Source organism: Methylocella tundrae (assembly GCF_901905185.1).
GTDB classification, from domain to species: Bacteria; Pseudomonadota; Alphaproteobacteria; order Rhizobiales; family Beijerinckiaceae; genus Methylocapsa; species Methylocapsa tundrae.
In genome coordinates, this window is the sequence record NZ_CABFMQ020000079.1 from 55680 (window position 1) to 80764 (window position 25085).

22 protein-coding genes and 1 pseudogene are annotated in these 25085 nt (G+C 62.9%); 14 read left to right on the forward strand and 9 right to left on the reverse strand.

Annotated features, from left to right (window positions below; translation table 11 throughout):
• Nucleotides 1–13 precede the first annotated feature (13 nt).
• Nucleotides 14–1528, forward strand: coding sequence for a threonine ammonia-lyase, biosynthetic (gene ilvA / locus MPC4_RS10245; RefSeq protein WP_174512437.1), 1515 nt, complete (start codon nt 14–16; stop codon nt 1526–1528).
• A 203-nt stretch (nt 1529–1731) separates the two neighbouring features.
• On the opposite strand, the gene MPC4_RS10250 is transcribed toward ilvA, so the two are convergent.
• The 8 genes and pseudogenes from MPC4_RS10250 to MPC4_RS10280 form a co-directional block, all read right to left on the reverse strand.
• Nucleotides 1732–2253 (reverse strand): hypothetical protein, encoded by a 522-nt coding sequence (locus MPC4_RS10250; protein ID WP_174512438.1) that lies wholly within the window; start codon nt 2251–2253, stop codon nt 1732–1734.
• Nucleotides 2254–3155: 902 nt separating this feature from the next.
• A pseudogene (locus MPC4_RS21210) lies at nt 3156–3314 on the reverse strand (IS1595 family transposase); the annotation flags it as partial.
• A 257-nt stretch (nt 3315–3571) separates the two neighbouring features.
• On the reverse strand, nt 3572–4993 hold the full coding sequence (locus tag MPC4_RS10255; RefSeq protein ID WP_244628943.1) for a bifunctional enoyl-CoA hydratase/phosphate acetyltransferase: 1422 nt from the start codon (nt 4991–4993) through the stop codon (nt 3572–3574).
• 7 nt (nt 4994–5000) lie between these two features.
• Nucleotides 5001–6767, reverse strand: coding sequence for a PHA/PHB synthase family protein (locus tag MPC4_RS10260; protein WP_174512439.1), 1767 nt, complete (start codon nt 6765–6767; stop codon nt 5001–5003).
• Between the two features lie 111 nt (nt 6768–6878).
• Nucleotides 6879–7580 (reverse strand): helix-turn-helix domain-containing protein, encoded by a 702-nt coding sequence (locus MPC4_RS10265; protein ID WP_174512440.1) that lies wholly within the window; start codon nt 7578–7580, stop codon nt 6879–6881.
• Between the two features lie 445 nt (nt 7581–8025).
• Nucleotides 8026–8415 carry a response regulator transcription factor gene (locus MPC4_RS10270; RefSeq protein ID WP_134490669.1) on the reverse strand — a complete coding sequence of 130 codons (390 nt, stop codon included), beginning with the start codon at nt 8413–8415 and terminating at the stop codon, nt 8026–8028.
• 154 nt (nt 8416–8569) lie between these two features.
• Entirely contained in the window at nt 8570–9190 is a 621-nt protein-coding gene (gene fixJ, locus MPC4_RS10275; protein ID WP_174512441.1) for a response regulator FixJ, read from the reverse strand.
• Nucleotides 9180–11222: a PAS domain-containing sensor histidine kinase gene (locus MPC4_RS10280; protein ID WP_342343625.1), complete on the reverse strand. Its 2043-nt coding sequence runs from the start codon at nt 11220–11222 to the stop codon at nt 9180–9182. Before MPC4_RS10280 ends, fixJ begins: the two co-directional genes overlap by 11 nt.
• An 83-nt stretch (nt 11223–11305) precedes the next feature.
• On the opposite strand from MPC4_RS10280, the gene MPC4_RS10285 reads away from it, so the two are divergent.
• From MPC4_RS10285 to MPC4_RS10340, 12 genes are all read left to right on the forward strand, one after another.
• The gene (locus MPC4_RS10285; RefSeq protein ID WP_174512442.1) at nt 11306–12343 is read left to right on the forward strand and encodes a zinc-dependent alcohol dehydrogenase family protein; all 1038 of its coding nucleotides are present in this window, start codon (nt 11306–11308) and stop codon (nt 12341–12343) included.
• Between the two features lie 171 nt (nt 12344–12514).
• Nucleotides 12515–14122, forward strand: coding sequence for an oleate hydratase (locus MPC4_RS10290; RefSeq protein ID WP_174512443.1), 1608 nt, complete (start codon nt 12515–12517; stop codon nt 14120–14122).
• A gap of 120 nt (nt 14123–14242) precedes the next feature.
• Complete coding sequence (gene atpD, locus MPC4_RS10295) at nt 14243–15673, forward strand: F0F1 ATP synthase subunit beta (RefSeq protein WP_174512444.1); 1431 nt, start codon at nt 14243–14245, stop codon at nt 15671–15673.
• On the forward strand, nt 15670–16089 hold the full coding sequence (locus tag MPC4_RS10300) for a F0F1 ATP synthase subunit epsilon (protein WP_174512445.1): 420 nt from the start codon (nt 15670–15672) through the stop codon (nt 16087–16089). The genes atpD and MPC4_RS10300 overlap by 4 nt, the downstream gene beginning before the upstream one ends.
• Nucleotides 16089–16382 carry an AtpZ/AtpI family protein gene (locus MPC4_RS10305; RefSeq protein WP_174512446.1) on the forward strand — a complete coding sequence of 98 codons (294 nt, stop codon included), beginning with the start codon at nt 16089–16091 and terminating at the stop codon, nt 16380–16382. Before MPC4_RS10300 ends, MPC4_RS10305 begins: the two co-directional genes overlap by 1 nt.
• Nucleotides 16379–16684, forward strand: coding sequence for an ATP synthase subunit I (locus MPC4_RS10310; protein WP_174512447.1), 306 nt, complete (start codon nt 16379–16381; stop codon nt 16682–16684). The genes MPC4_RS10305 and MPC4_RS10310 overlap by 4 nt, the downstream gene beginning before the upstream one ends.
• The gene (locus tag MPC4_RS10315; protein WP_174512448.1) at nt 16681–17379 is read left to right on the forward strand and encodes a F0F1 ATP synthase subunit A; all 699 of its coding nucleotides are present in this window, start codon (nt 16681–16683) and stop codon (nt 17377–17379) included. The genes MPC4_RS10310 and MPC4_RS10315 overlap by 4 nt, the downstream gene beginning before the upstream one ends.
• Nucleotides 17376–17621 (forward strand): F0F1 ATP synthase subunit C, encoded by a 246-nt coding sequence (locus MPC4_RS10320; protein ID WP_134490651.1) that lies wholly within the window; start codon nt 17376–17378, stop codon nt 17619–17621. The genes MPC4_RS10315 and MPC4_RS10320 overlap by 4 nt, the downstream gene beginning before the upstream one ends.
• 4 nt (nt 17622–17625) lie before the next feature.
• Entirely contained in the window at nt 17626–18369 is a 744-nt protein-coding gene (locus tag MPC4_RS10325) for a F0F1 ATP synthase subunit delta (RefSeq protein ID WP_174512449.1), read from the forward strand.
• Nucleotides 18353–19903 (forward strand): F0F1 ATP synthase subunit alpha, encoded by a 1551-nt coding sequence (locus MPC4_RS10330; protein WP_174512450.1) that lies wholly within the window; start codon nt 18353–18355, stop codon nt 19901–19903. Before MPC4_RS10325 ends, MPC4_RS10330 begins: the two co-directional genes overlap by 17 nt.
• Entirely contained in the window at nt 19900–20808 is a 909-nt protein-coding gene (locus tag MPC4_RS10335; RefSeq protein WP_174512451.1) for a F0F1 ATP synthase subunit gamma, read from the forward strand. Before MPC4_RS10330 ends, MPC4_RS10335 begins: the two co-directional genes overlap by 4 nt.
• A 263-nt stretch (nt 20809–21071) precedes the next feature.
• On the forward strand, nt 21072–22607 hold the full coding sequence (locus MPC4_RS10340; protein ID WP_280514783.1) for a succinyl-CoA:acetate CoA-transferase ScpC: 1536 nt from the start codon (nt 21072–21074) through the stop codon (nt 22605–22607).
• Nucleotides 22608–22615: 8 nt separating this feature from the next.
• Here MPC4_RS10340 and MPC4_RS10345 read toward each other — a convergent pair whose 3' ends face one another.
• Nucleotides 22616–24319: an ATP-binding protein gene (locus MPC4_RS10345; protein ID WP_174512457.1), complete on the reverse strand. Its 1704-nt coding sequence runs from the start codon at nt 24317–24319 to the stop codon at nt 22616–22618.
• Between the two features lie 522 nt (nt 24320–24841).
• On the opposite strand from MPC4_RS10345, the gene MPC4_RS10350 reads away from it, so the two are divergent.
• On the forward strand, nt 24842–25085 hold a 244-nt coding region (locus tag MPC4_RS10350; protein ID WP_425312451.1), incomplete at its 3' end, for a PEP/pyruvate-binding domain-containing protein.

The window sequence follows — 25085 nt, forward strand, 5'->3', positions numbered from 1 at the left end:
TTGAGGCCAAACAGTGACCGATTACGTCCGTAAAATTCTCGACGCGCGAGTTTATGACGTCGCGTCGGTGACGCCGCTCGAACGCATGACCCGGCTCAGCCAGAGGCTGGGCTGCCCGGCCCTTCTGAAACGCGAGGATTTGCAGCCCGTCTTCTCCTTCAAGATTCGGGGCGCCTACAATCGCATCGCGAGGCTGTCAGCCGAGGCGCGCGCGGCCGGCGTCATCTGCGCCTCGGCCGGCAATCACGCGCAAGGCGTTGCTTTGTCGGCTCAGCGCCTCGGCATCGCGGCGACGATCGTCATGCCCGTGACGACGCCTCCGATCAAGATCGACGCCGTCCGCTATTGGGGCGGCAATGTGGTGCTCTACGGCGACGCCTTCGACGAGGCCTACGCCCACGCAAAGGCTCTCGAGAAGGAGCATGGCCTGACGTTCCTGCATCCCTTCGACGATCCGGACGTCATCGCGGGCCAGGGCACGATCGGCATGGAGATCTTGCAGCAGCATCCGGACCCGATCGAAGCGATCTTCGTGCCGATCGGCGGCGGGGGCCTTGCCGCGGGCGTCGCGTCCTATGTGAAGTTCCTGCGACCCGAGACGCAGGTGATCGGCGTCGAGCCGGTCGACGCCGCATCAATGAAAGCCGCCATCGATGCCGGCGAGCGCGTCATCCTCGATCGCGTCGGCCTTTTCGCGGATGGCGTCGCGGTTCGCCAGGCGGGCGTCGAGACGTTCCGTCTCTGCCGCAAGCTGCTCGATGACGTGCTGCTCGCCGACACCGACGAAATGTGCGCCGCGATCAAGGATATTTTCGAGGACATGCGCGTCATCGCAGAGCCGGCCGGCGCGCTGTCCCTCGCCGGGCTCAAGGCCTATGCGCTGAAGAACCCGCAACGGACCGGCGCGCTCATCGCGATCAACAGCGGCGCCAATATGAATTTCGACCGGCTGCGGCATGTCGCCGAGCGCGCGGAAGTGGGCGAAGCGCGCGAGATCCTGCTCGGCGTGACGATCCCCGAACAACGAGGCAGCTACCGCCGCTTCGTCGAGATTCTCGGCAGCCGCACCATCACCGAGTTCAATTACCGCTACGCCGGGGGCGAAAAGGCTCATGTTTTCGTCGGTCTGAAGCTGGCCGAGGCGAAAAGCGAAAAAGGCGTCGTGATCGAGCAATTGAAAAAGGCCGGCTATGGCGTGCTCGACATCAGCGCGGATGAAACAGCAAAGCTGCACGTCCGCTATATGGTCGGCGGCGGCGCCCCTGGCCTCAGCGATGAGGTGATCCTGCGCTTTGAGTTTCCCGAACGGCCCGGCGCTCTGCGCAAATTTCTCGACTGTCTCGGCGCGGACTGGAACATCACTTTGTTCCATTATCGCAACCACGGCGCCGATTATGGCCGCGTATTGGTTGGCGTGCAGGCGCCGCAAGCGGACAGGGCGCGCTTTGAAGAGCGCATCGCCAGCCTCGGCTATCCTTTCGAGGAGGAGACGGATAATCCCGCCTATCGCATGTTCCTGAAAGGCTGAATGGCGGAGGTGGAGAAAATACGATCAGCGTCGAACTTTCTTGCTTGGGCGCTCCTCGCCTCAGCATCTTCGGGTGGTTGCCGCGTGCCGCGTTGAACGATATTGAGGTCACCCGGCCATGATCGAGGCGGGAGTGGAAGAATTGCGCTCGATAGATCTGGCTTCCACAGACTATGAAGACATAGTTCGGTTTATCTATAGGGCTATGTGCCTGGGTGTGCCAGCGGTGAATAAGACCCGCTTTTAGAGAATGATTTTGGTTTCTCGCCATTGTCTGAGTGTTCGAGATACATGAACAGAAATTGTGCCGAAGTGACGAATTTCTCCCGAGGGGTATCCAAATCCCTGATCGCTTGCTGCCCACTCGGCGGCCCCATTGGATGCCATCGTTGCGGGAGCCAAAGAAATCCACATGCTTGAGCTATGTGTTTGTCTGTGAATTTTGTATCGGCCTTTGCGTGAGCAAAGGCGTTGCGAATGCCCTTGAGTAAATTAAGCTCGTCTCGGATGTGTTTTTCGTAAATTCCCAGTGCATAAGCTAATCGGATTTTGGCGGCGAATGTTGGGATAGGGGCGATCTCTTCATCCTCAAACATTCTGGCGCATCCGTCTCGATCCAAGACAAAATGCGTTGAAATCGCGATTTCTAGCGCTTGTTCCACGGCGGCTCCCAAGACAAGAGCCACGGTAGCGTCAGCCGTCTTCGGACTGGCCAGATCTATCAATGTCTTCCACAATTCTGTAGGATCTGGTCTATCGCGAGTGGCGCGAGTCAGGGCGCGAAGTGCTGATTCCAACGGAGATCGCGTACCCTTTGAACCCATCTGACGACCCCAATAGCGAAGAAGAAGTCGCCCGCGGCCGCGACAAGCTAGCGAAGCGCATGCTAAACACGCCGCCGCAACCGCTGAAACCGAAGGGCGACGCGAGTCAGAAAAAGCGAGGGCGTCTTAAAAATCAAGTGGGGAAAGACGGCTAACATTGTTGGGTCAGTTAAGGTCGGGGACCAAGAAAAAGCCTGGGGTGCCGTGCCGCAGCGAAAAGTGTGCTGTTTGCGTGCCTTGCCATCGGATAACAGGCCACGTGTAAGTTGCTGTGATGCTTATGTCCGGTACTTGGATGTTATCGCTTTCCACCGCGCAATTTCTGGTGACCTGGACTCCGGGCGGCAACACCCGAACGGGAAGCATCGTCGCCATAGAGAGCTTTAAGTGCCCGATATGAATTGCGCCTCCTCCGCCAAAACCGCATCCGAAATGAACATCGTACACCGGAACGTGGCCCCGATTGGTAATAAGAAATTGGGTCGCGACCGGCTGCGATGGGTCGAGATTGACGCTTGGTTCTATAGATATTTGAGGCGACAGAAGGAACCAAGCGCTAGTCAGCGTTAGGATAGGACCGGCGAATGCCCAGAACTCTTTCCAGAACCACATTATGGGGAACCCGGCTCGTGGTTTTTCCGATCTTGTTGGTTCTGGTTGTGTGGCTTCAATTTGCTTGGGCGTGGTTGATGCAGGCGGTTGGCTGGTCGATTTAGGCGTATTTCCTCCAGCCGCCCTCCCTTTCGTGTTTCTACGTTTCTTCACTTCGTTTCTCGCCACCGCTTAAATGCCGCGCCTTTTGCTTAAGCGTGCGCGGCTCTATCAGGCTGTCGATACATAAGCCGATTGCCTTCGAGGCCCACCAGCGCTTTGGCGCCGCGCTCTGCATCCACAACACCGAGGCCGGAGCGATTGTTATAACGGAACTAAAATTCGGCAAGGTAGCGATGCAAGTGGGCTTCACTTACTGCGTGATAACCAGAAAAAGTCCTTTCTACTGTAAACGGTAGAGAAACTGAGCTGGTGATGAGTTTCGGTAGTCCGGAACGCAGGAGAGCTAAGGAGGAACTGAAGAGAAAATACTTAGAAGAGTTTCAGAATAAATCTGACTATACAAAGGATGAGCTAAAGGAAATTAACAAGTTAGTTAAGTTGATAAACTCGAGGCTCGCGCAGTAACCTCTGCCGCTCGCCGACACTTTCACAGGCCGTTTCGTCGTCATACGGAGCCAATGTCGTTCGCCGACTTTTTGCGATGGGCGATGAGCGCGGCGACGGCGCAGGAGGCGATGCGGGTCCGCTCCGAATCGGCGCGGCTCGTGAGGATGATCGGAACCCGCGCGCCGAGAACGATGCCGGCGGCGTCGGCGCCGCCGAGGAAGGTCAGTTGCTTGGCCAGCATATTGCCTGCCTCGAGATCGGGCGCAACCAGTATGTCCGCGCAGCCCGCCACACTGGAGACGATCCCTTTTTCGGCGGCCGCTTCGGGACTGATGGCGTTGTCGAAGGCGAGCGGCCCGTCGACGAACGCGCCCGTTATCTGTCCGCGCTCGGCCATCTTGCAAAGCGCGGCGGCGTCGACGGTTGACCGCAGCTTCGAATTGACCGTCTCGACGGCCGAAAGCACGGCGACCCGCGGCTTCTCGATGCCAATGATATGCGCGAGGTCGACGGCGTTTTGCACGATGTCGCGTTTCTGGTCGAGATCGGGCGCGATGTTCACCGCGGCGTCGGTCAAAAGAAGCGGGCGCGGATATCCCGGCGCGTCTATGAGGTAGACGTGGCTGAGCCTGCGCCCTGTGCCAAGTCCGCTGTCGGGCGCCAGAACGGCGTGGAGCAATTCGTCGGTGTGCAGCGAGCCCTTCATCAGGAGGGCCGCTTCGCCGTCCCGCACCAGCGCCACGGCGGCGGCCGCGGCGGCGACGCTGTGCGGCGCGTCAACGAGCCGGAACGCCGAAATATCGACCTTGGCCGCCTCCGCCGCCTTCAGGATCTTGGCTTTGGGTCCGACCAGGATCGGCGTAATGAGGCCAGCATGAGCCGCCTCTACCGCCGCGCCGATCGCGTTGGCGTCGCAAGGGTGGGCCACCGCCGTCACAGCGGGCTCCAAGCCCTCCGTCGCGGCGAGGAGCGCGTGGAAGCGTTCATGCCGGCTGAGCCGCACATCGGGGAGTTCTATCCGCTGCCGGCGCACCTTTTCCGTCGGCGCACGCACGTGAGCGACGCCGCTGATGACAAGCTCGCCGTTCTGATTGAGGCAGCGGCAATCGAGAACCAGATTTCCTTTTTCCGGATGCCTTTCCGCGACGGTGACGGACGTCGTGATCGTGTCGCCAATGCTGACGGGCCGAAGGAAGCGCAGATCCTGACCGAGATAGATCGTCCCCGGGCCCGGCAGCTCCGTGCCAAGGACGGTCGAGATCAGGCTCGCCCCCAGCATGCCATGCGCGATGATCCGATGAAACATATCGGTCTTGGCGTAGGCAGGATCCATATGGGCCGGATTGACGTCGCCCGAAACGACCGCGAAGAGATCAATGTCCTGCTGCGTCACCGTGTGTGAGAGGCTGGCGCTGTCGCCGACCGCAAGCTCGTCGAAAGTGCGATTTTCGATCATCTGGGCGTCGGACGCGGAGGTCATCTGGGGCTCAATGTTCGAGAACGTATTGGCCCGGCGCGTCTTCGATCGCCGGGTAGCGCTTTGAACCTGTCGCCGGCGGCGCGATGCGCTCGCTGGAAAGAGAGTCGAGCCAGTTCCACCACGCCGGCCACCAGGAGCCCTCGCGGCGCTCCGCATCAGCCAGCCATTCATCCGGGCCGATGTAAAGCGCGCCGAGCGGGCGATGCCCGACGCGAAAATGCCGGTGCGGGTGGCCGGGCTCGCTGACGACCCCCGCATTGTGGCCGCCGGAGGTCAGCACGAATGTGAGGTCGGCGTCGTTCAGGAGATGAATCTTGTAGACTGAACGCCAGGGCGCGATGTGGTCCGTCTCCGTGCCGACGATGAACAATGGAACGCGGATGTCGCTGATCGCAATCGGCTTGCCGCCGACGGTGAAGCGGCCCTCGGCGAGCTCATTGTCCAGGAAAAGGCGGCGCAGATATTCGCCATGCATGCGGGCCGGCATGCGCGTGCCGTCCGCGTTCCAGGCCATGAGATCATTCGGATGGTCGCGCTCCCCCATCAGGTAGATTTTGATCAAGCGCGACCAGATCAGATCGTTGGAGCGCAGCAGCCGGAAGGCCCCGGACATCTGGCGGCTGTCGAGGTAGCCTTGCGCCCGCATGACGTCGTCGAGAAAAGCCAGCTGATCCTCTGTGATGAACAGCTGTAGCTCGCCGGCCTCGGTAAAGTCCGTCTGCGCGCAGAACATTGTGACGCTCGCCAGCCGGTCGTCTCCGTCGCGCGCCATCGCCGCCGCGGCGATCGAAAGAATCGTGCCGCCGAGGCAATAGCCGCAGGCGTGGACCTTGGCGTCCTGGCAAATGTCGCTCACGGCGTCGAGCGCCGCTATGACTCCCTTGGCGCGGTAATCGTCGAGCGTGGCGTTTCTGAATTCGGGGCCTGGATTGCGCCAGGAAATGGCGAAGACAGTGTGCCCCTGCGCGACAAGATTGCGGATCAGCGAATTTTCCGGCGAAAGATCCAGAATATAATATTTCATGATCCAGGCCGGAACGATCAGCACCGGTTCGCGCCGGACCTCGGCCGTCGTCGGCGCGTATTGGATCAGTTCGATCAGATCGTTGCGAAACACGACCTTGCCCGGCGTCGCTGCGAGATCGCGCCCGATGCGGAGTTCGTCCGGGCCGCAGGGGCGCCCCGACACGGACTCTTGCAGATCGGTCAGAAGGTGGACGGCCCCGGCGACAAAGTTGCCGCCATTCGTGTCCTTCGTAGCCCGAATGACTTCCGGATTGATCCAGGGAAAGTTCGAGGGCGAGAACACGTCGACGAGCTGGCGCACCGCGAAGGATACGACGCGCTGATTGCCGCGGTCGACCCCGGCGGGCCCACTCGCCGCCATCGCCCACCATTCCTCGGCCAGCAGGAACGCGTTTGCGAACATGTTGAAAGGCGGCTTGCGCCACGCAGCATCGCCAAAGCGATGATCCGTCGGCGGCGGAACGATCGAGGTCGCGCCGCCGTCCGCGAACGCGAGGCGCCGCCACTGATGCGCAGCCGCTCTTACAAGTTCCAGACGCCGCATCGGAGCGTTTGCGAGATGCGCGCCCCAGTCCATGAATGCGAGCCATGGCGCAACGAGGGACATGCCGCCCGATACGTTGCCTTCCGCCGCATGGAGAATGCCGTCGAGCTCTCTCGCTCCGAAAGCCGCCTCCTCCTGCAAAGCGGCAACTGGGCTCTGCGCCGGCGCAGCAGGCTGAAGCGGCCGGAAAAGCTCCTGGTTCATCGCGCAACCCGTTCGCTCTTGAGATTAACTTCGCACTTTGAGCGTAAAGCAAAATTGTTGCAGCGCAAAGACAAGCCTGCGTGTGCGGCGTTGCGCCCCTGTTTGCGGGCGTTATGAACTGAGACGATGGAGCGCGATGCGATTCGTGATGCAGATGCGGCGGGCCGACGGCAAAGAGATCAAGCCCTCGCGCTCGAGCTGGGACAGCGTCCGCGACACCGTCTCGATGGTCAGTCCCAGATAGTCCGCCATATCCTGGCGCGCCATAGCGAGATCTATCGTTTGGCCCGCAGGCCCGCGGTCCGCCATGTCGATCAGAAAAGCGGCGACTTTCTGGGACGCGCTGCGCCGCCCGAGCACGAGAGAGTGCTCCTGGGCGCGCCGCAGGTTTTGCAGCGCATAGGAGAGAAACTGCCGCGCCGTCCAATCGTCGGCGGAGGCGATCGCGTCAAGACCGCGCCAACGATAGGAGGCCACGGCGCATTCGCTGACCGCTTCGGCGGAAAGCCGATGCTCGGCGCCCGTCTCGAAACCGAACATGTCTCCTGGGAGATAGAAAGCGTCGATCTGCCGACGGCCGTCGCTCCTGAACTTACAGGTCCGCACGACGCCGCTCACCACCTTGTAGAAAGAGACGTTGTCGCAGCCATCCGCGTAAATTTCGGCGTCGGGCAAAAAATGCAGCAGTTGCCCCGCCTGAGCGAAGCCGCCATCGCGCCTTTCGGCGGATGGGATCGCCCACGCGAGCCGCGAAGGAGCGGCGTGTACCGCCGCAAATCTGTGATCCGCAGAGATCGAAAGAGAGGCTGGCATCGAGAGCTCCTGTCTTGAAAAAGACCGTGCGTCTCGTGTAGCGCCAAGCCGGCGGCGCGAATATCGGGTTTGGTCCTACGGGCTTCTACGTAGCGCCCGGCCTGGACGAAAGCCGGACGACTTTGGACGCAATCGCGCCGCGATCCCGTCAAAAGTCTCAAATTCGTCTCTCATCAATAAGTTAGAGCATGATGCCGTCCAAAACGGCTTCCGCTTTCGGGCTGGTGATCGAGCTAGAGCATAATGCCGAAAAGTTGCAGACTTTTCGGGCCTACATCATGCGGTAAAACAAAGGCTTAAAGAGCGGAATGCGATTCCGCTTGAACGCATTCCGCTTTAGAGCATATTCCGATCAGACCGGTCGATCTGATCGGAATATGCTCAAGCTTTTGAATCTGGAGCGATTTCTGATCGATCGAATGACTCCATTCGATCGGAAAGCGCTTTAGGGCGCGACCCCGTCGTCCTCGCCAAGGATGGTGAGGACGCTGTCGACCAGAGCATTGTCGAGCAAGGGCTTTTCGAGAACGAACTGGACGCCCGCGGCGCCGGCCCGCGCGCGAAGCCCCGCCGTCGCATGATTGGTGAGAAGGATCGCGGGCAGCCGTATGTTGCGCGCACGAAGACGCCTCAGCAATTCGAAGCCGTCCATATGCGGCATGCCATCGTCCAGGATGACGCAGCCGGCGCGAGGCAGATCGATGTCGGCCAGCAGTTCGACGCCGTCCCTGTGAGCATGCACATTGACGCCTTCGAGCCTGAGCGCGAATTGCAGCGCATCGCGCACCCCCTGGTCGTCATCGGCGATCAGGACGAGATGCTCGCGGTCAGGCATAGATGAAGCTCCAGCGTCCCACGAGCCGCTACATCGCGTAAAAATCTGATTCATGATGGGAATGGTAGCGGCAGACGGCGTCGCCGCGCCTTGATTCAGCGCAACCCCAAGAGCCGTTCTAAACAGGCGGCCGGCGTTCGAGCCGCCTCACGCGTCAGTCCACGGGAGCGGATCGGACCACGAACACCATCCGCACCAGTTCCGACAGGCTGGACGCGCCCATTTTGGTCATTACATTGGCGCGATGGACCTCGACCGTGCGAGCGCTGATGTTCAGATCGTAAGCGATCGTCTTGTTGGGTTGCCCGGCGACGAGGCCGTCCAGCACCTCGAGTTCGCGCGCCGACAGGCTGGCGAGCTTTGCCCTCGCCGTCGTCACTTCGTCGTCGCGGCGGGCGTTGCGGGCGTGACGGTCGAGCGCGATGCGGACCGCCGTCAGAAGCGATTCGTCATCGAACGGCTTTTCGAGGAAATCAATGGCGCCCGCTTTCATCGCCTCGACGGCGAGCGGCACGTCGCCGTGGCCGGTCATAATGATAACCGGCAGGCCAAGGCGCCTCGCCTTCAGCTGGCGCTGAAGCTCCAGCCCGTCGATGCCCGGCATTCGGACGTCGGTGATGACGCAACCCGGTTGCACAGTCGCTATGGCGTCGAGAAAGGCCGCCGCCGACTCGTGAACCCTGACGGCGAAGCCCGAGGCCGTCAGCAGAAAGGCCAGCGCCTGGCGCACCCCGTCGTCATCGTCGATCAGGTGAACCACAGGATCACTGGCCATCGTTCAGCTCCTCATGGCTCAGCGCCTTGAGCGTGAGGCGGAAGATCGTGCCGCCCTCGGGATTGGGTTCGACCCATAGCCGTCCGCCATGCGCTTCGATGATCGTCCGCGAGATGGAAAGACCGATTCCCATGCCGTCGGGCTTGGTGGTGACGAAGGGTTGAAACAGCTGAGAGGCGATCTCCTCGGCAATGCCGGGTCCCGTATCGGCGACGCTGACCTCGACCATGCCATCGTCGAATTCAGCCGTGGAGATAATGAGGTCGCGCCGGGTGGTTTCCTGCATCGCCTCGATGGCGTTTCGCATCAGGTTCAAGATGACTTGCTGAATCTGGATCTTGTCCACCAGTACGAAAGCGACGCGCGGATCGAATGAAAAGGCGACGCGAACGCCGGTTTCCTTGATGCCGACGAGCGCCAGCGCGCTCGCCTCCTCGATCAGCTTGGCGAGACTTTCGACCTGCCGCTCGCTTTCCCCGCGGGAAACGAATTGACGCAGCCGCCGGATGATCTGGCCTGCGCGCAATGCCTGGTCGGCCGCGCGCTCGATGGCGTCGCGGATCATCGCCGCTTTCGGGTTTTCCTTTCCGTCGAGCAGGCGCCGGCAGCCGTTCAGATAGCTGGCGATCGCCGTCAACGGCTGGTTCAACTCATGCGCGAGGGTCGAAGCCATCTCGCCCATTGCTGTAAAACGCGAAATGTGGACAAGCGCGGACTGCAGATCCTGCAGCCGCTGCTGGGTCTCCTGCCTCTCGGTGAGATCGCGCACGAAGCCGGTAAAGAAACGGCTGTCGCCCGACCGCATTTCGCCGACCGACAGCTCCATCGGAAAGGTCGAGCCGTCGCGGCGCAGTCCGACGACGACGCGGCCTAGGCCGATGACGCGCCGTTCGCCCGTCGCAATGTAACGGTCGAGATAGGAATCATGTTGTTCGCGATAGGGCGAAGGCATCAAAATGCTGACGTTCCGGCCGAGTATTTCTTCGGCCGTATAGCCAAACAGCCGCTCCGCCGTGGAGCTGAAGGATCGCATCACGCCCCGGCTGTCGATGACGATCATCGCGTCCGGCACTGTGTCGAGAACGGAGCGCAGATGCGCTTCACGCTCCAGCAGCGCCATCCGCTCCCGTTTCGCCCTCGTAATGTCGCGCCCGACTTTCGCGACCCCGAAAAGGCGCCCTGATCCGTCGAATACCGGGGAGACGGTGAGCGATACGTCGATTATCTCGCCGTCCCTGCGCCGGCGCAGGGTTTCATAGTGCTCGATCCGCTCGCCACGCCTGATCCGCTCCAAAAGGGCAAACGTCTCGCCCTCATGCCCCTCAGGAAGAAGCGCCGCCATCGTCTCGCCGATCATCTCCTCGGCCGCATAGCCGAGGATCGCTTCGGCGCCCCGGTTCCAGTCCGTGATGACGCCATCCATCGTCTCGCCGACGATGGCGTCGTCGGACGCGGTCACGATCGCGGCGAGGCGGTCCTTCGCCTCCTCCTCCAATTTTTGGCGGCCGGCGTCGATCAGAACCCCATGCGCCTCGATGGGGCCGCCCTCGCCGCCTCCGATGCGCCCCCGCGCTCTCAGCCAGCTGCCGGCCGCGGCCGGCGAGGCCGCCCTGAAGTCGAAGTCGAAGCCTTTGAATGTCCTGACGCTCTCCTGCAGCGCGTCTCGCGCGGCGGCCCTGTCCATCGGGTGGATCAAGTCGAGGAAGTCCGCAAAGTCGAGCGGGGCGCTCGAACCGCGGCCAAGCAGAACCGCTGCTTGAGCGGAAAGGTCAACCGCACCGGTCAAGGGGTGCCATCGCCAGACGCCGATGTCCGCCGCTTCCACGGCGCGCTGCAACGCCTCTGCGCCCGGAGACCGATCCCCCGAGGGAATGTCATTGTTCGCGCGCATATTTAAGGAATCCGCGTTTAGATTCACCGCCGAAACAAGCTTATCATTCCCGTCGCGCCGGTGGAATTGCGGTTTGGAGCACATCGCCGCCTCTGGAGCAATCCAACGTTCGGCGCTCGGCCCCGCCTTGACCGAGGTCATGGCGCCCGCCATCCGCCCATGCTGCATTGCCCGCCAGCGAGACGGCAAGCAGCGCCAGACGCGGACAACGATTGGAGAAGATTATGAAAGCGCTCGTTTATCAGGGACCCGGCAAGAAAGCCCTGGAAGACCGCCCGAAGCCCGAAATCAAGGCTCCGGGCGACGCGATCGTCAAAATCGTCAAAACGACGATCTGCGGCACCGATCTGCACATCCTCAAGGGGGATGTCGCGACCTGCGCTCCCGGCCGCATCCTCGGCCATGAAGGGGTTGGCGTCATCGATAGCGTCGGCGCGGGCGTCATCGCCTTCAAGCCGGGCGACCGGGTTCTGATTTCCTGCATATCGGCCTGCGGCAAATGCGACTACTGCCGGCGGGGCATGTACTCCCATTGCACGACCGGCGGCTGGATCCTCGGCAATGAAATCGACGGCACGCAAGCCGAATATGTCCGCACGCCGCACGCCGATACGAGCCTCTATCCGATCCCCGCCGGCGCCGACGAGGAAGCGCTGGTGATGCTGAGCGACATTCTGCCGACCGGCTTCGAATGCGGCGTCCTCAATGGCAAGGTCGCGCCGGGATCAAGCGTCGCGATCGTCGGCGCTGGACCGATCGGCCTTGCCGCGCTGCTGACCGCGCAATTCTATTCTCCCGCCGAAATCATCATGATCGACCTCGATGATGGCCGCCTAGGGATCGCGCGTCAGTTCGGCGCGACGCAGACGGTCAACAGCACGGACGGCAAGGCGGCCGAAGCAGTCAAGGCGCTGACCGGAGGCATCGGCGTCGATACGGCGATCGAGGCGGTCGGCATCCCCGCGACTTTCCTGATCTGCGAGGATATCGTCGCGCCGGGCGGGGTCATCGCCAATATCGGCGTGCATGGCGTCAAGGTCGATCTGCATCTGGAGCGGCTATGGTCGCAAAACATCACCATCACGACGCGCCTCGTCGACACCGTGACGACGCCCATGCTGCTCAAAACCGTGCAGTCAAAGAAAATTGATCCGACCCGGCTGATCACGCACAGATTCGCGCTCGATCAGATCCTCGACGCCTATGACACATTCGCCCGCGCCGCGGATACGAATGCGCTGAAGGTGATCATCTCGGCCTGAGTCCCCCTGCGGGGCCGGTCGCTGGGCGACGCCGGCGCGCATGATGCGCGGCGCGCGCTGTCCATCGAGGAGGCCAGATGATACAAGCCGTCATGACGTCACGCAGGCGAGCCGCAAGGCTCGGCATTGCGCGCCGCGATTTTGGAATGCTTGTCGAGACAGGAGCGCCTCATGGGTCCTGACGCCAATCGCCGTCCCGATCGAAGCGACGCCAAGATCTGCCTCATCGGGGGCGGCATCGCTTCTCTCGCGGCCGCCGCCTTCCTCATCCGCGACGGGCATATCCCCGGCCGCAACATCACGATCCTCGAAGAACTCGACCGGCTCGGCGGCAGCCTCGATGGGGCGGGCTCGGCCGAACACGGCTATGTCACGCGCGGCGGGCGCATGCTGGAGAGCAAATACCGATGCACCTATGATCTGTTCTCGTCGATTCCAACCATCGACAAGAGCCGGACCGTCACGCAGGAGATTTTTCAATGGAACGAGGTGATCAGGACGGGCTCGAAGTCTCGCCTCGTGCGCGCCGGACGCAAGCTCGATTCGCCCGAGTTCGGGCTCAGTGAGAGGCATATACTGACGCTGGAGCGGCTCGCGATCGAACCCGAGGCGCTGTTGGGCCGCAGCAGCATAAAGGATCAGTTCGACGCCTCCTTCTTCGAGACGAACTTCTGGTTCATGTGGTGCACGACCTTTGCATTCCAGCCCTGGCACAGCGCGGTCGAATTCAAGCGCTATCTTGTGCGTTTCGCGCACATGATAGATGGATTCAACCAGCTCAAGGGAATCATGCGCACGGTTTATAACCAGTATGATTCGCTTGTGCGCCCGCTGAAGGCGTGGCTGGACGAGCACGGCGTCTCCTATGTGCTCGGCGCGAAAGTCACAGATCTGCGTTTTATCGAAGACGGCGACGGCAAGGCGGTCGAGCGGGTCGTCTTCGAGAAGGCGGGCGTGAGCGAGGAGATCGCCATCGGCCCCGGGGACTATGTCATCGTGACGCTCGGCTCGATGACCGAGGCCTCGGATCTTGGCTCCAACACGGCGCCGCCGGCTTTGAACGGCAAGCGCGAAGGCGGCGCCTGGACGCTTTGGGAGAAGATCGCCGAGGGCCGCCCGGAGTTCGGAAAGCCATCCGCCTTCGCCGATCACATCGACGAATCAAAATGGGTTTCATTCACGGCGACGCAGCGCGATCAGGCCTTCTTCACCATCATTCGCGACTTCACCGGCAACACGCCCGGCGAGGGCGGCCTCATCACCTTCGCGGATTCGAGCTGGCTCATGTCGATCGTGCTGCCGCACCAGCCGCACTTCATCCGCCAGCCGCGCGACGTCAATGTGTTCTGGGGCTATGGACTTCATGTCGATGCGCCCGGCGATTTCGTCCGTAAACCGATGGGCGCTTGTTCAGGGCGCGAGCTGATGACCGAAATCCTCGGTCAACTCCGCGTCGAATCGGGAGCCGCCCGCATCCTCGAGACCACCGTTGTCATCCCCTGCATGATGCCCTTCATCACGAGCCAGTTCCTGCGACGGGAAAAGGGCGACCGGCCGGCGGTCGCGCCCGAAGGCTGGCGCAATCTCGGCTTCGTCGGGCAATTTGTGGAACTGCCTGATGATGTGGTCTTCACCGTCGAATATTCGGTCCGTTCCGCACAGGCGGCGGTCTCGACGCTGCTCGATCTCGATACAAAACCAGCGCCCGTTTATAAAGGACAGTTCGATCCGCGTGTGTTGTTGAAGGCCTTCGTCACATTGCATGATCTCCACATATGACACGTTTGCGGCTCAGATCGGCGCGGCGGCGCGGCTTGATTGGAATCAATGTCCGCGGCAAATCGGCAGAGTAGATGAGGGGCCTATGAGAAAATCGGTCGCCAGCACGCGGAGCCAGCCGTGACCCCCGCCGCGGCGGCTGGCGTCGTCACATCGGTTCGAGGCGCCGTCGTCGACGTAACCTTCGAAGGCCAGTCGCTGCCGGCGATCAACACCGCCATGATCGTCGAATGGGACAGGCCGGAAGCTCTGATCCTCGAAGTGCATAGCCACCTCGATCCCGGCACTGTCCGCGCCATCGCGCTGCAGGCGACCGCCGGACTCGCGCGTGGAGCGCCCGTGCGCGCCACGCGCGAGCCCATTTCGACGCCGGTCGGGAATGCTGTTCTCGGGCGGCTCCTCGACGTCGTCGGGACATTGCGCGATCGCGGGCCCGCGCTGCCGGATGATACGCCCCGCCGCGCCATCCATCATGCGCCGCCGGCGCTGAAGGACGAAACCTCGACGACCGCGGTGTTCGAGACCGGCGTCAAGGTGATCGATCTTCTGGCCCCGCTCGCGCAGGGCGGCAAGGCGGCGATGTTCGGCGGCGCCGGCGTCGGCAAGACAGTGCTGGTGATGGAGCTGATCCACGCCATGGTCGAGAAATATCAGGGCATCTCCGTCTTCGCCGGCGTCGGCGAGCGCTCCCGCGAGGGCCATGAGCTGCTGACCGATATGCAGGGCTCCGGCGTGCTCGCGCGCACCGTGCTCGTCTATGGACAGATGAATGAACCGCCGGGCGCGCGCTGGCGCGTGCCGATGACCGCGCTCGCCATCGCGGAATATTTCAGAGACCAGAAGCATCAGAACGTGCTGCTGCTGATGGACAATGTGTTTCGCTTCGTGCAGGCCGGCAGCGAGGTGTCGAGCCTGCTCGGACGTCTGCCATCACGGGTCGGCTATCAGCCGACCCTCGCAACGGAAGTCGCCGCGCTGCAGGAGCGCATCGCCTCGGTGGCGGGAGCGGCCGTCACCGCCATTCAGGCCGTCTATGTTCCGGCGGACGACTTTACCGACCCCGCCGTGACGGCGATCTCGAGCCACATGGACAGCATCATCATGCTGTCGCGCGCGCAGGCCGCCGAAGGCTTCTATCCCGCCGTCGATCCGCTCGGCTCGTCCTCGGCGCTGCTCGATCCTCTGATCGTGGGCGAGGAGCACTATCGCATCGCCGAGGCCGCGCGCAATACGATCGCCCGCTTCAGGGACCTGCAGGACATCATCGCCCTGCTCGGCGTCGAGGAGCTCGGCGCAAGCGATCGCCTGATCGTCAAGCGGGCGCGCAGGCTCCAGCGTTTCCTCAGCCAGCCCTTCGCCGTGACGGAGGCCTTCACCGGCGTCCCGGGCCGCAGCGTGGCGCGCGCCGACACGCTGAAAGGCTGCAAAGCCATTCTCGACGGCGAGACCGACGATTTCGCGGAAAGCTCACTCTATATGGTTGGAACGCTCGACGAAGCGCGCGAAAAAGAGGCGGCGTCCGCTAAAAAAGGATCGGGAAGCGCGTCATGAAGCTGCGCATTGTCACGCCTCTTTCGGTCGTCGTCGATGAGGACGGCGTGCTCGCGCTGCGCGCCGAGGATTGCAGCGGCGGCTTCGGAATCCTGCCCCGGCACGCGGATTTTCTGACAAGCCTCGTTATCTCCATCGTCAGCTGGAAAAGCGGCGATGGAAGACGCCGCTATTGCGCGGTGCGCCGCGGCGTCCTTTCCGTCACCGGCGGAGAGGCGATCGCCATCGCCACGCGCGAGGCGGTGGCGGGCGACGATCTCCTGACGCTCGATCAAACGGTGCTCAGCCGCTTTCGCGCCGATATCGAGACGGAGCGCACCGAACGCGTCGAGAGCACGCGGCTGCAGCTCAACGCCATCCGCCAGATCATGCGCCATCTGCGGCCTGACGGGCGCGGCGCCGCCGGATCTTTGTGATGAGCGCGCGCGACCCTGAGCCCGGCGAAGAGGACCCGCTGGTCAAAGGCGTCCGGCTGCGCGGCGAGCGGCATCGGCGCTGGCTGCGCGAGGGCGATCCCTCCGTGGCGCGCCGCCTCGCCCAGATCGGCGTGCTCGGCTGGATCATCGTCACGCCGATGCTGATCGGCATTTTCGCGGGCCGCTGGCTGGACCAGAAATTCAACTCAGGCCTATTCTGGACCGCGCCGCTGCTGATGCTTGGATTGGGTCTTGGATGCTGGTCCGCGTGGAAATGGATCAAGGACGCATGAACTTCTGGCCGTTCGACACCCTTCCCGCCGCCGGGACCGTCATCAGCCTCGTGGCGTATTTCGCAGGCGGCGTCGCGCTTGGCGTCGCCTATTTCGCGGCGCTCTGGCAAAGCGCCCGCCTGTTCGCTTCGGGCGGCCATACGGCGGTCGCCGTCGCGCTGACGATCGGCCGCTTCATCCTTCTCGGCGGCGCGCTGGCGCTGGCGAGCTTGCACGGCGCCCCGCCGCTGCTCGCCATGGCGCTCGGCGTGCTCATCGGCCGCGCCCTCGTCATGCGCAGGCTCAAAGAGGCGGCTGCATGACTTCGCCGCTCGCCAGCGTCGCGCTCTTTCATCTCGGCCCCGCCGCGATCACGGCCAGCGTCGTCGTGACATGGGCGATCATCATCCTGCTCGCCGGCGGCGCCTTTCTCCTCACGCGCCGGCTGTCGCTTGCTCCTTCGGCAAGGCAGGCGGCGATGGAGCTCGTCGTCGAGACTTTGGACAGTCAGATCCGCGACACGATGAATGTCGAGCCGGCGCCTTATCGCGCCTTCATCGGCACTTTGTTCGTCTTTATCTTCGTGGCCAATTGGTCGTCGCTCGCGCCCGGCGTCGAGCCGCCGACGGCCCATATAGAGACCGACGCCGCGCTCGCGCTCCTCGTCTTCGTCGCTGTGATCTGGTTTGGCGTGCGCGCCGGCGGCCTGCGCGGCTATCTTGCCACTTTCGCCGCGCCGAACCCGATCATGATCCCGCTCAATTTCGTCGAGAGCCTCACGCGCACATTCTCCCTGCTCGTGCGCCTGTTCGGCAATGTGATGAGCGGCGTCTTCGTCATCGGCATCGTCCTGTCCCTCGCCGGCCTCCTCGTGCCGATCCCCCTGATGGCGCTCGATCTCCTCACCGGAGCGGTGCAGGCCTATATCTTCGCGGTGCTCGCGATGGTCTTCATCGCCGGCGCGGTCAGCGAGGGGAAGCCCGCTAACGATTCCTCAAATCAAAGGACCTCCGCATGAATTGGTTAGCCCTTGCCAGCATTGTTTCGGCGGCTGTCGCGGTCTCTTTCGGCGCCATCGGCCCGGCGCTTGCCGAGGGGCGCGCGGTAGCCGCCGCGATGGATGCGATCGCCCGCCAGCCGGAGGCCTCGAACACCATTTCCCGCACGCTCTTTGTCGGCCTTGCGATGATCGAGACGATGGCGATCTACTGCCTCGTCATCGCGCTGCTGCTTTTGTTCGCCAACCCGCTGCTGAAATGACGTCATGACCATCGATTGGTGGACGCTTGGCCTCCAGACCATCAACGTTCTTATCCTGGTCTGGCTGCTTGGGCGTTTCTTCTGGCGTCCGGTCGCGGCGATCATCGAGCAGCGCCGCGCCGCCGCACAGCAAATTCTCGCGGAAGCCGAGGCAAAGTGCAATGAGGCGAGCGCGGCGCTCGCGGACATCGAAAAAACGCGCGCCGGCTTCGCGCAAGAACGCGAGACGGTCCTTGCCGCCGCGCACGAAGAGGGCGAGCGCGAGCGGGGGGCGCGCCTGCAGGCGGCAGCGACGGAGGCCGAATCCCAGCAGGCGGCGGCGCGCGCCGCGATGCAAAAAGAGCAGGCCCTGGCGGAGAAAGCCTTCGCCGATCGAGCGAGCCGTCTAGCCGTCGAAATCGCCGGACGCCTTGTCGCGCGGCTCGATGGAGCGGCGCCGCGCGCCGCCTTTCTGGACTGGCTGCTGAAAGAGATTCGCGACCTGCCCGATGCAACTCGGCAGGCGGTCGCCGCCGATGGCGTGACGCTCGAGGCGATCAGCGCGGCGCCGCTCGACCCCACAGACGAGGAGCGCTACCGCAAGCTGATCGCGGAGGCGCTCGGCGCGCAGCCCCGGATCGTCTTCAAGGCGGACCCCGGTTTGATCGCAGGACTCGAACTGCGCGGCCCTCAACTCGTCGTCAACAATAGCTGGCGCTCCGACCTTGATCGCATTCTCGCGGATTTGACGCATGACAACAGAATCTGACGCCGATGCGCAGGCCGACCGCTGGCTCGAGGGCGCGAGCGAAAAACTCGGCGCCGCGAAGCTTGGGGCCCAGGCCGACGCGATCGGCCGCGTCGAGGAAGTCGGCGACGGCATCGCCCTCATCTCCGGCCTGCCCAATGTCGGCCTCGATGAGCTTTTGCGCTTCGACAAGGGGCAATATGGTTTCGCGCAGGTGCTCGAGCGCGATCGCGTCGGCTGCGTGCTGCTCGACGAAGCGGACGCCATCGAGGCGGGCGACGCCGTGCGCGCCGGCGGCGATGTGGTGCGCGTGCCGGTCGGGCCGGCGCTGCTTGGCCGCATCATTGATCCGCTCGGCCGGCCGCTCGACGGCAAGGGGCCGATCGCGGCCGAGAGGCTGGAGCCGATCGAGCGTCCCGCCCCCGCAATCATCGACCGCGATCTCGTGACCGAGCCGGTCCAGACCGGCCTCGTTGTCGTCGACGCGCTGTTCGCGCTCGGACGCGGGCAGCGCGAGCTCATCATCGGCGACCGCGCCATCGGCAAAACCACAGTCGCGGTCGACGCGATCATCAATCAAAGGACGAGCGACATATTCTGCGTCTATGTTGCGGTCGGCCAGAAAAGTTCGAGCGTGCGCCGCGCCATTGACGCAATCACGGCGAGCGGAGCGCCGGAACGCTGCATCATCGTCGTCGCGCCGCCGGCAAGCTCGCCGGGACTGCAATGGGTCGCGCCTTTCGCCGGCTTCACAATGGCTGAATATTTCCGCGACCGCGGTCAGCATGCCCTGATCGTCATCGACGATCTGTCGAAACATGCGGCGACCCACCGCGAGATTGCGTTGCTGACGCGTCAGTCGCCGGGCCGCGAGGCCTATCCCGGCGACGTGTTCTATGTTCATGCGCGGCTGCTGGAGCGCGCGGCCAAGCTCTCCAAGGAAAAGGGCGGCGGCTCGCTGACGGCGCTGCCGATCGCGGAGACAGACGCGGGCAATCTCAGCGCCTATATCCCGACCAATCTCATCTCGATCACGGATGGTCAGATCGTGCTCGACGCGAAGCTCTTTCATGAAGGGCAGAAGCCGGCCGTCGACGTCGGCGTCAGCGTCAGCCGCGTCGGCGGCAAGACGCAGGCGCGCGCGCTGCGCGAAGCCGCCGAGATGCTGCGCCTCGACTACGCCCAGTTTCTCGAACTCGAGATGTTCACCCGCTTCGGCGGCATGCCCGACACGCGGGTGCGCGCCCAGCTGACGCGCGGCGCGCGCATCCGCGCCATTCTCGCACAGCCCCAGCACGCGCCGCTGCGGCTGGCAGACGAAGTCGCGCTGATCCTCTCCATTCAATCCGGCCTGCTGGACAAGCTTCCCGTAGCAATCGTCCCAGCGTTCCGGCAAGGCCTCGCCGATGCGCTCGGCCGCGGCGCGCCGGACGCCGTGCGGCTCATCGAGGAGACCGGGACGCTCGATGAGGCGCACAAGCAGGCGCTGCTGCAGACGCTGCAACATTATGTTCAGTCAATCACGCCCCCAGTGAAAGCGGTGGGCGCCCCATGACCGAACGGCTCGCCGAAATCAGCGCCCGCATCGAGGGCGTGCGCCAGCTCGGCGCCGTGGTCAATGCGATGCGCGGCATCGCCGCGGCGCGCGCGCAGCAGGCCCGCCGCCAATTGCTTGCCGTCGACAGCTATGCGGCGACCATCGCCGCCGCGATCGGGCGCGTCGTCGCACTGGCGCCGCCGCCGGCGTCAATCGCGCGCGCATCGGGCCGGCCGGCGCTCGTGCTGTTTTGCGCGGAACAGGGATTCGCCGGCGCCTTTAGCGAGCGCGTATTCGACGCCGCGGGCGCTGATCTTTCGGCCTCCGACCTTTTTCTGATTGGCTCGCGCGGCGCGACCCTCGGCGCTGAAAGAGGCGTCAACGCCGGCTGGAAAAGCGCCATGCCCGCGCATACCGACGGCATCCCGAAACTTGCGGACTGCATCACCGAGGCGCTCTACGGAAAGATCGCGACGGCCGAGATCGACCGGCTCGACGCCGTCTTCAGCCAATGGCGGCCGGGCGGCGGCGTGCATGTTGAACGCCGCCGCCTCTTTCCCATGGATTTGTCCGTATTTCCGCCACCCCGCGACAGGAACTGCCCCCTCCTGAACCTCCCCGCGACGACGCTTCTTTCCGGACTGACCGCGGATTACATGCATGCGCAGCTTTGCAACGCCGCGCTGCACGCCTTCGCGGCGGAGAATGAGGCGCGAATGGAGGCGATGGCTTCGGCGCGACGGCAGATCGAGCGCCAGCTTGCCGCATTGCAGGCGAGACAGCGCCTTGTACGTCAGGATGAGATCACAGCCGAGATCATCGAGCTCGCCGCCGGCGAAACAGCAATGTCCGACGTCTTCGCCGCGCCTCGCGCCGCAGCGCGCAAAGCCAAGCGTGAAGGCGGTGAAGCGGATCGAGGCTGATCTCCAACCCGCAGCCTGATCCCGCAGATCTCGAAGTGTTCGGCGAACGATCCTGCCATTGTCGAGATGGCCTGATACGAATTCAGATCGTCATCACTCTGACGATTATTGTCCGCGTCGAGAGACTCAATTTCGATTACAGCATGATTACAAGGCGCAATTTGCATATCCAATGTTTGCAATGACGTTCATTTCACTTTATTGAACGCGCTTTCTGATATGAACGGCCGATTTCAGCGCCGGACGCAGCGGGAGAGACGATCTTGACTGGCCAGTTGCTCACGAAGGACCATTCGAGGATTGGATGCGAGCGTCTGCGGTCCAAGGTGATGACGGCAGAGGACGCGGCTGCGCTGATCGGCTCCGGCGCAACTGTCGGCATGAGCGGCTTTACGGGGTCCGGCTATCCGAAGGCCGTGCCGCTTGCGCTCGCCGCCCGCATCGAGGCGGAGCATAAGGCCGGCAATCCATTTCGCCTGCGCATCTGGACCGGCGCCTCCACCGGCCCCGAACTCGATGGCGCGCTCGCTCGCGTTGACGGCATCGAGCTGCGGCTGCCCTATAATTCCGATCCGATCGCCCGCGAAAAGATCAATCGCGGCGAGATGGAATATTTCGACATGCATCTCAGCCAGGTCGCGCCGATGGCGTGGCAGGGCTTCCTTGGTCCACTCGACACGGCGGTGATCGAGGTCACCGGCATCCGGCCGGACGGGTCGTTGATTCCCTCTTCGTCCGTCGGCAACAACAAGACCTGGCTCGACCGGGCGCGGCAGGTCATCCTTGAAGTCAATCGCTGGCAAAATCCCGCGCTCGACGGCATGCATGATATTTATTATGGCACCGCGCTGCCGCCGAACCGCGTGCCGATCCCGCTCATTCGCACGGACGATCGCATCGGTCAGCCTTATCTGCAATGCGACCCCGACAAGATCGTCGCCATCGTGGAAACCGATGCGCCCGATCGCAACCTGCCCTTCTCGGCGCCCGACGAAGCGGCGCGCAGCATCGCCGGACACCTCATCGAATTCTTCCGGCATGAGGTGGCGAAGGGCCGGTTGCCGCAGTCGCTGCTGCCGCTCCAGTCGGGCGTCGGCAATATCGCCAACGCCGTATTGAGCGGGCTGCTCGAATCACCGTTCGAGAACATGACAGCCTATACCGAAGTCATCCAGGACGGCATGCTGGACTTGCTGGCCGCCGGCAAGCTGCGCGTCGCTTCGGCCACCGCATTCTCGCTGAGCCCGGAGGCCGCCGCCTCGCTCAACGACAATATGGCGGACTTCCGCGACAAGATGATTTTGCGCCCGCAAGAGATCAGCAACCACCCGGAACTGATCCGCCGTCTCGGCTGCCTCGCGATGAACGGACTGATCGAGGCCGACATCTATGGCGCCGTCAACTCCACACATGTGATGGGATCGCGCATTCAGAACGGCATTGGCGGCTCCGGCGATTTCGCGCGCAACGCTTTCGTGTCGATTTTCATGACGCCATCAACCGCGAAGGGCGGCAAAATCTCGGCGATCGTGCCGCAATGCTCGCATGTCGATCATATCACGCAGGACGTGCAGGTGATCGTGACCGAGCAGGGCCTTGCCGATCTTCGCGGCCTTTCTCCGAAGCAGCGCGCCGAACTCATCATCGCAAAATGCGCTCATCCCGCTTACCGGCCGGCGCTCGAAGATTATTATCGGCGCGCGAAGAAGAGCTCCTACGGCCAGCAATCGCCTTCACTGCCGGGCGAGGCGCTGTCCTGGCACCAGCGCTTCATCGAGACAGGCTCGATGCTGCCCTGACCGGGCGCTCAGGCGGCCGACGCCTCCATCATGTCCATGCCGCGAAAGATGGAGCAGCGCCGGAAGGCTTCGAGCGACGGCTTTTCCCTCTTTTGATGACAGAATTTTCCGACCAGCTTGGCGAGGCCCTTGATGTCACGCCCCGTCGCCGCCGGAAAAAGATCAACCAGCCGCGCGATCAGATCATCGTCGACGTCGAGTGCGAACTGGTCGACCATCACGCGCCAGATCTTGCGCCGCGCATCCGGGTCCGGCGGATAATATTTGATGAGGGCGATGCAACGGGAAACAATCGCCTCGTCGATGTCGTCGATGCGGTTGGTGGTCAGAAACAACAGCCCGTTGAAATATTCCAGCACTCTCAGAAAGACGCCGACCACCGCGTTCATGGTCATGTCGTTGTCGCGTTTCTTGATGTAGACGTCGGCCTCGTCGATCAGCATCACGGCGCCCCAGCGCTGCGCGCGCGTCAACACCTCCTTGAGGGCGCTTTCCATGGCCGCCACATTGAGGCCGAGCTGGCCTGAGTGGACGCGGTAGAGCGGACGCCTGATGATCTCCGAATAGACCTCCGCCGTCAGCGTCTTTCCGACCCCGGGCGGCCCGGCGCACAACACCGTGGTGCCGCCTGATTTTCCCGCCACGATATCGTCCATCAGCACATCCATTTCGGCGGTCAGTATGTCGATGAGATCGGTTTGTTCGGGCGGCAGAACGAGCTTCTGCTTCAGGGCGGGCTTGTATTCATAGGGCTCCATGTCGTCCACATGGACCCAGATGTAATGATGCAGTTCGAGATGAAACATCAGCACAAAGCCATGCACCGGGATCTTGGTGAACAGCCCCGCCGGCAATGCGTCCTGCAGCTCCTTGACCTCGTCCTCGGCGTCGAACTTGCTGCTCTTTGAGGCCTTGCGCAGATAGGGCGTCAGGATTTCGCCCGGAACGTCAAGAGTGAGGGCGCGATTGGTCAAAATGCTTTCGTCATTGACCAATCGGGCCGGCGACCCGGTGGTTGACAACACCACAATGTCCTTGCGCGACCAATCCATCTCGCGATGCGAGGAATTCGGATCCTCCGCATAAAACCCCGTGCCGCGCGCCGAAAATTGTCCGCCGTACCGGGCGCGCCAGTCGAAATAGCGGTCAATCGTCTCGTCGTAAGCGGCGATCAGTTCCGGCGTTTCCTTCAGAAAGCCCTTAGCCGCGAAAATTTCCCCAATGGTCTTGCCGTCGATGTCATTGCTGCTCACGCGCACGGTATTGACCGCCACCGCGCCTTTGGCGTTGGCCTTCAGTTCGATAAAGAGCCTGCCGGCTTCCTCATTCGAAGCCGGCGTATAGTCAAGCCGCGTTATCACGTAAGGCAAGGGCTTGGTCGCTACATTCGCCGTGAACACCCATCCGCGAATAGCGTCGGCGAGCAGATAGCGGACGATGGCGGGGAGCACCATTTCGAGATCGTTCGGACCGAAGCGCACGCCCTTGTCATTGAGGGTCTGGCGCGACGTCGACAATTGCGCCGCGCGGATCTGCATGTCCGGGCCCGCCTTCCGGTAAAGCTCTCCAAGGAGGCCAATCTGGGCGTCGGACAATTGGCTGAACGCCACTTCGACCCTGTCGCCGAAGCGCAACTGCTCCTTGAGGGCGACGAGGTCGGGAAATTCGCCGATCATCGCTTCGATATAAGGCCGCTCAATCTGGACTTTCATCATGCCTTCGACCCTCGCTCAGGGCGCGAACAGAGGGCGCCGCCCCCGGATCCGCCGCTCCGGCGCAGCCGCGACGGCAGCCCGGCAGGTTCACGCCCTTAGTGATTATTGATGACCATTTCCGCATGAGGCTTCGAGACCGGAGCCAGACTCTTCCCGCAAACGCCGGCCATCGTCGATGACGATTGAGTCTGTTCGATTCGAGCCAATCCGGACGTTTTGCGATCGGGTTGCGAAAACCGTTCCATTTCATGCGGGCGGCCATTCGCGCTCCCCGCGGGCGCGCCAACGCTGACGCAGCGCCGGATTTGGGCGCGTGAAATGTCGGAAAGCTTGCAAAGAGCACGGCGCGCAACAGGCAGAGCCGCCGCGGAACGGACGAGGAACATCAGAGCGCAGAGAAATTTTCGGCGCTAAATCAAATTTAGGAGATTTGGCTGGCTTTCCTTGAGCGCGCGAGAGCTTTAGACTCAGCAAGGCTTAAGCAGAGCAAGACAGGCGCATCAGCCGGGGGTTGAGATCTTGACGACAGAAAGCAGCACGCGGAAGACGAAATGGGTTTACGCGTTCGGCGGCGGCAAGGCCGAAGGGACGACCAAAATGCGCGACCTTCTCGGCGGCAAGGGCGCAAACCTCGCGGAGATGGCCAATCTCGGCCTTCCCGTGCCCCCCGGCTTCACCATTACGACGGAAGTCTGCACCTATTTCTACACGAACGGGAAGAGCTACCCGCCCGAACTCGAAGCCGATGTGAACGCGGCGCTCG

Coding starts and splice junctions, on each gene's coding strand:
- MPC4_RS10265 (WP_174512440.1), bottom strand. CDS start 7,580: ATGCCAGCCTCTCTTTCGATCTCTGCGGATCACAGATTTGCGGCGGTA.
- MPC4_RS10260 (WP_174512439.1), bottom strand. CDS start 6,767: ATGAACCAGGAGCTTTTCCGGCCGCTTCAGCCTGCTGCGCCGGCGCAG.
- fixJ (WP_174512441.1), bottom strand. CDS start 9,190: ATGGCCAGTGATCCTGTGGTTCACCTGATCGACGATGACGACGGGGTG.
- MPC4_RS10255 (WP_244628943.1), bottom strand. CDS start 4,993: ATGACCTCCGCGTCCGACGCCCAGATGATCGAAAATCGCACTTTCGAC.
- MPC4_RS10290 (WP_174512443.1), top strand. CDS start 12,515: ATGGGTCCTGACGCCAATCGCCGTCCCGATCGAAGCGACGCCAAGATC.
- MPC4_RS10310 (WP_174512447.1), top strand. CDS start 16,379: ATGAACTTCTGGCCGTTCGACACCCTTCCCGCCGCCGGGACCGTCATC.
- MPC4_RS10320 (WP_134490651.1), top strand. CDS start 17,376: ATGAATTGGTTAGCCCTTGCCAGCATTGTTTCGGCGGCTGTCGCGGTC.
- MPC4_RS10330 (WP_174512450.1), top strand. CDS start 18,353: ATGACAACAGAATCTGACGCCGATGCGCAGGCCGACCGCTGGCTCGAG.
- MPC4_RS10305 (WP_174512446.1), top strand. CDS start 16,089: ATGAGCGCGCGCGACCCTGAGCCCGGCGAAGAGGACCCGCTGGTCAAA.
- MPC4_RS10345 (WP_174512457.1), bottom strand. CDS start 24,319: ATGAAAGTCCAGATTGAGCGGCCTTATATCGAAGCGATGATCGGCGAA.
- MPC4_RS10315 (WP_174512448.1), top strand. CDS start 16,681: ATGACTTCGCCGCTCGCCAGCGTCGCGCTCTTTCATCTCGGCCCCGCC.
- MPC4_RS10280 (WP_342343625.1), bottom strand. CDS start 11,222: ATGACCTCGGTCAAGGCGGGGCCGAGCGCCGAACGTTGGATTGCTCCA.
- MPC4_RS10335 (WP_174512451.1), top strand. CDS start 19,900: ATGACCGAACGGCTCGCCGAAATCAGCGCCCGCATCGAGGGCGTGCGC.
- MPC4_RS10300 (WP_174512445.1), top strand. CDS start 15,670: ATGAAGCTGCGCATTGTCACGCCTCTTTCGGTCGTCGTCGATGAGGAC.
- MPC4_RS10325 (WP_174512449.1), top strand. CDS start 17,626: ATGACCATCGATTGGTGGACGCTTGGCCTCCAGACCATCAACGTTCTT.
- MPC4_RS10285 (WP_174512442.1), top strand. CDS start 11,306: ATGAAAGCGCTCGTTTATCAGGGACCCGGCAAGAAAGCCCTGGAAGAC.
- MPC4_RS10270 (WP_134490669.1), bottom strand. CDS start 8,415: ATGCCTGACCGCGAGCATCTCGTCCTGATCGCCGATGACGACCAGGGG.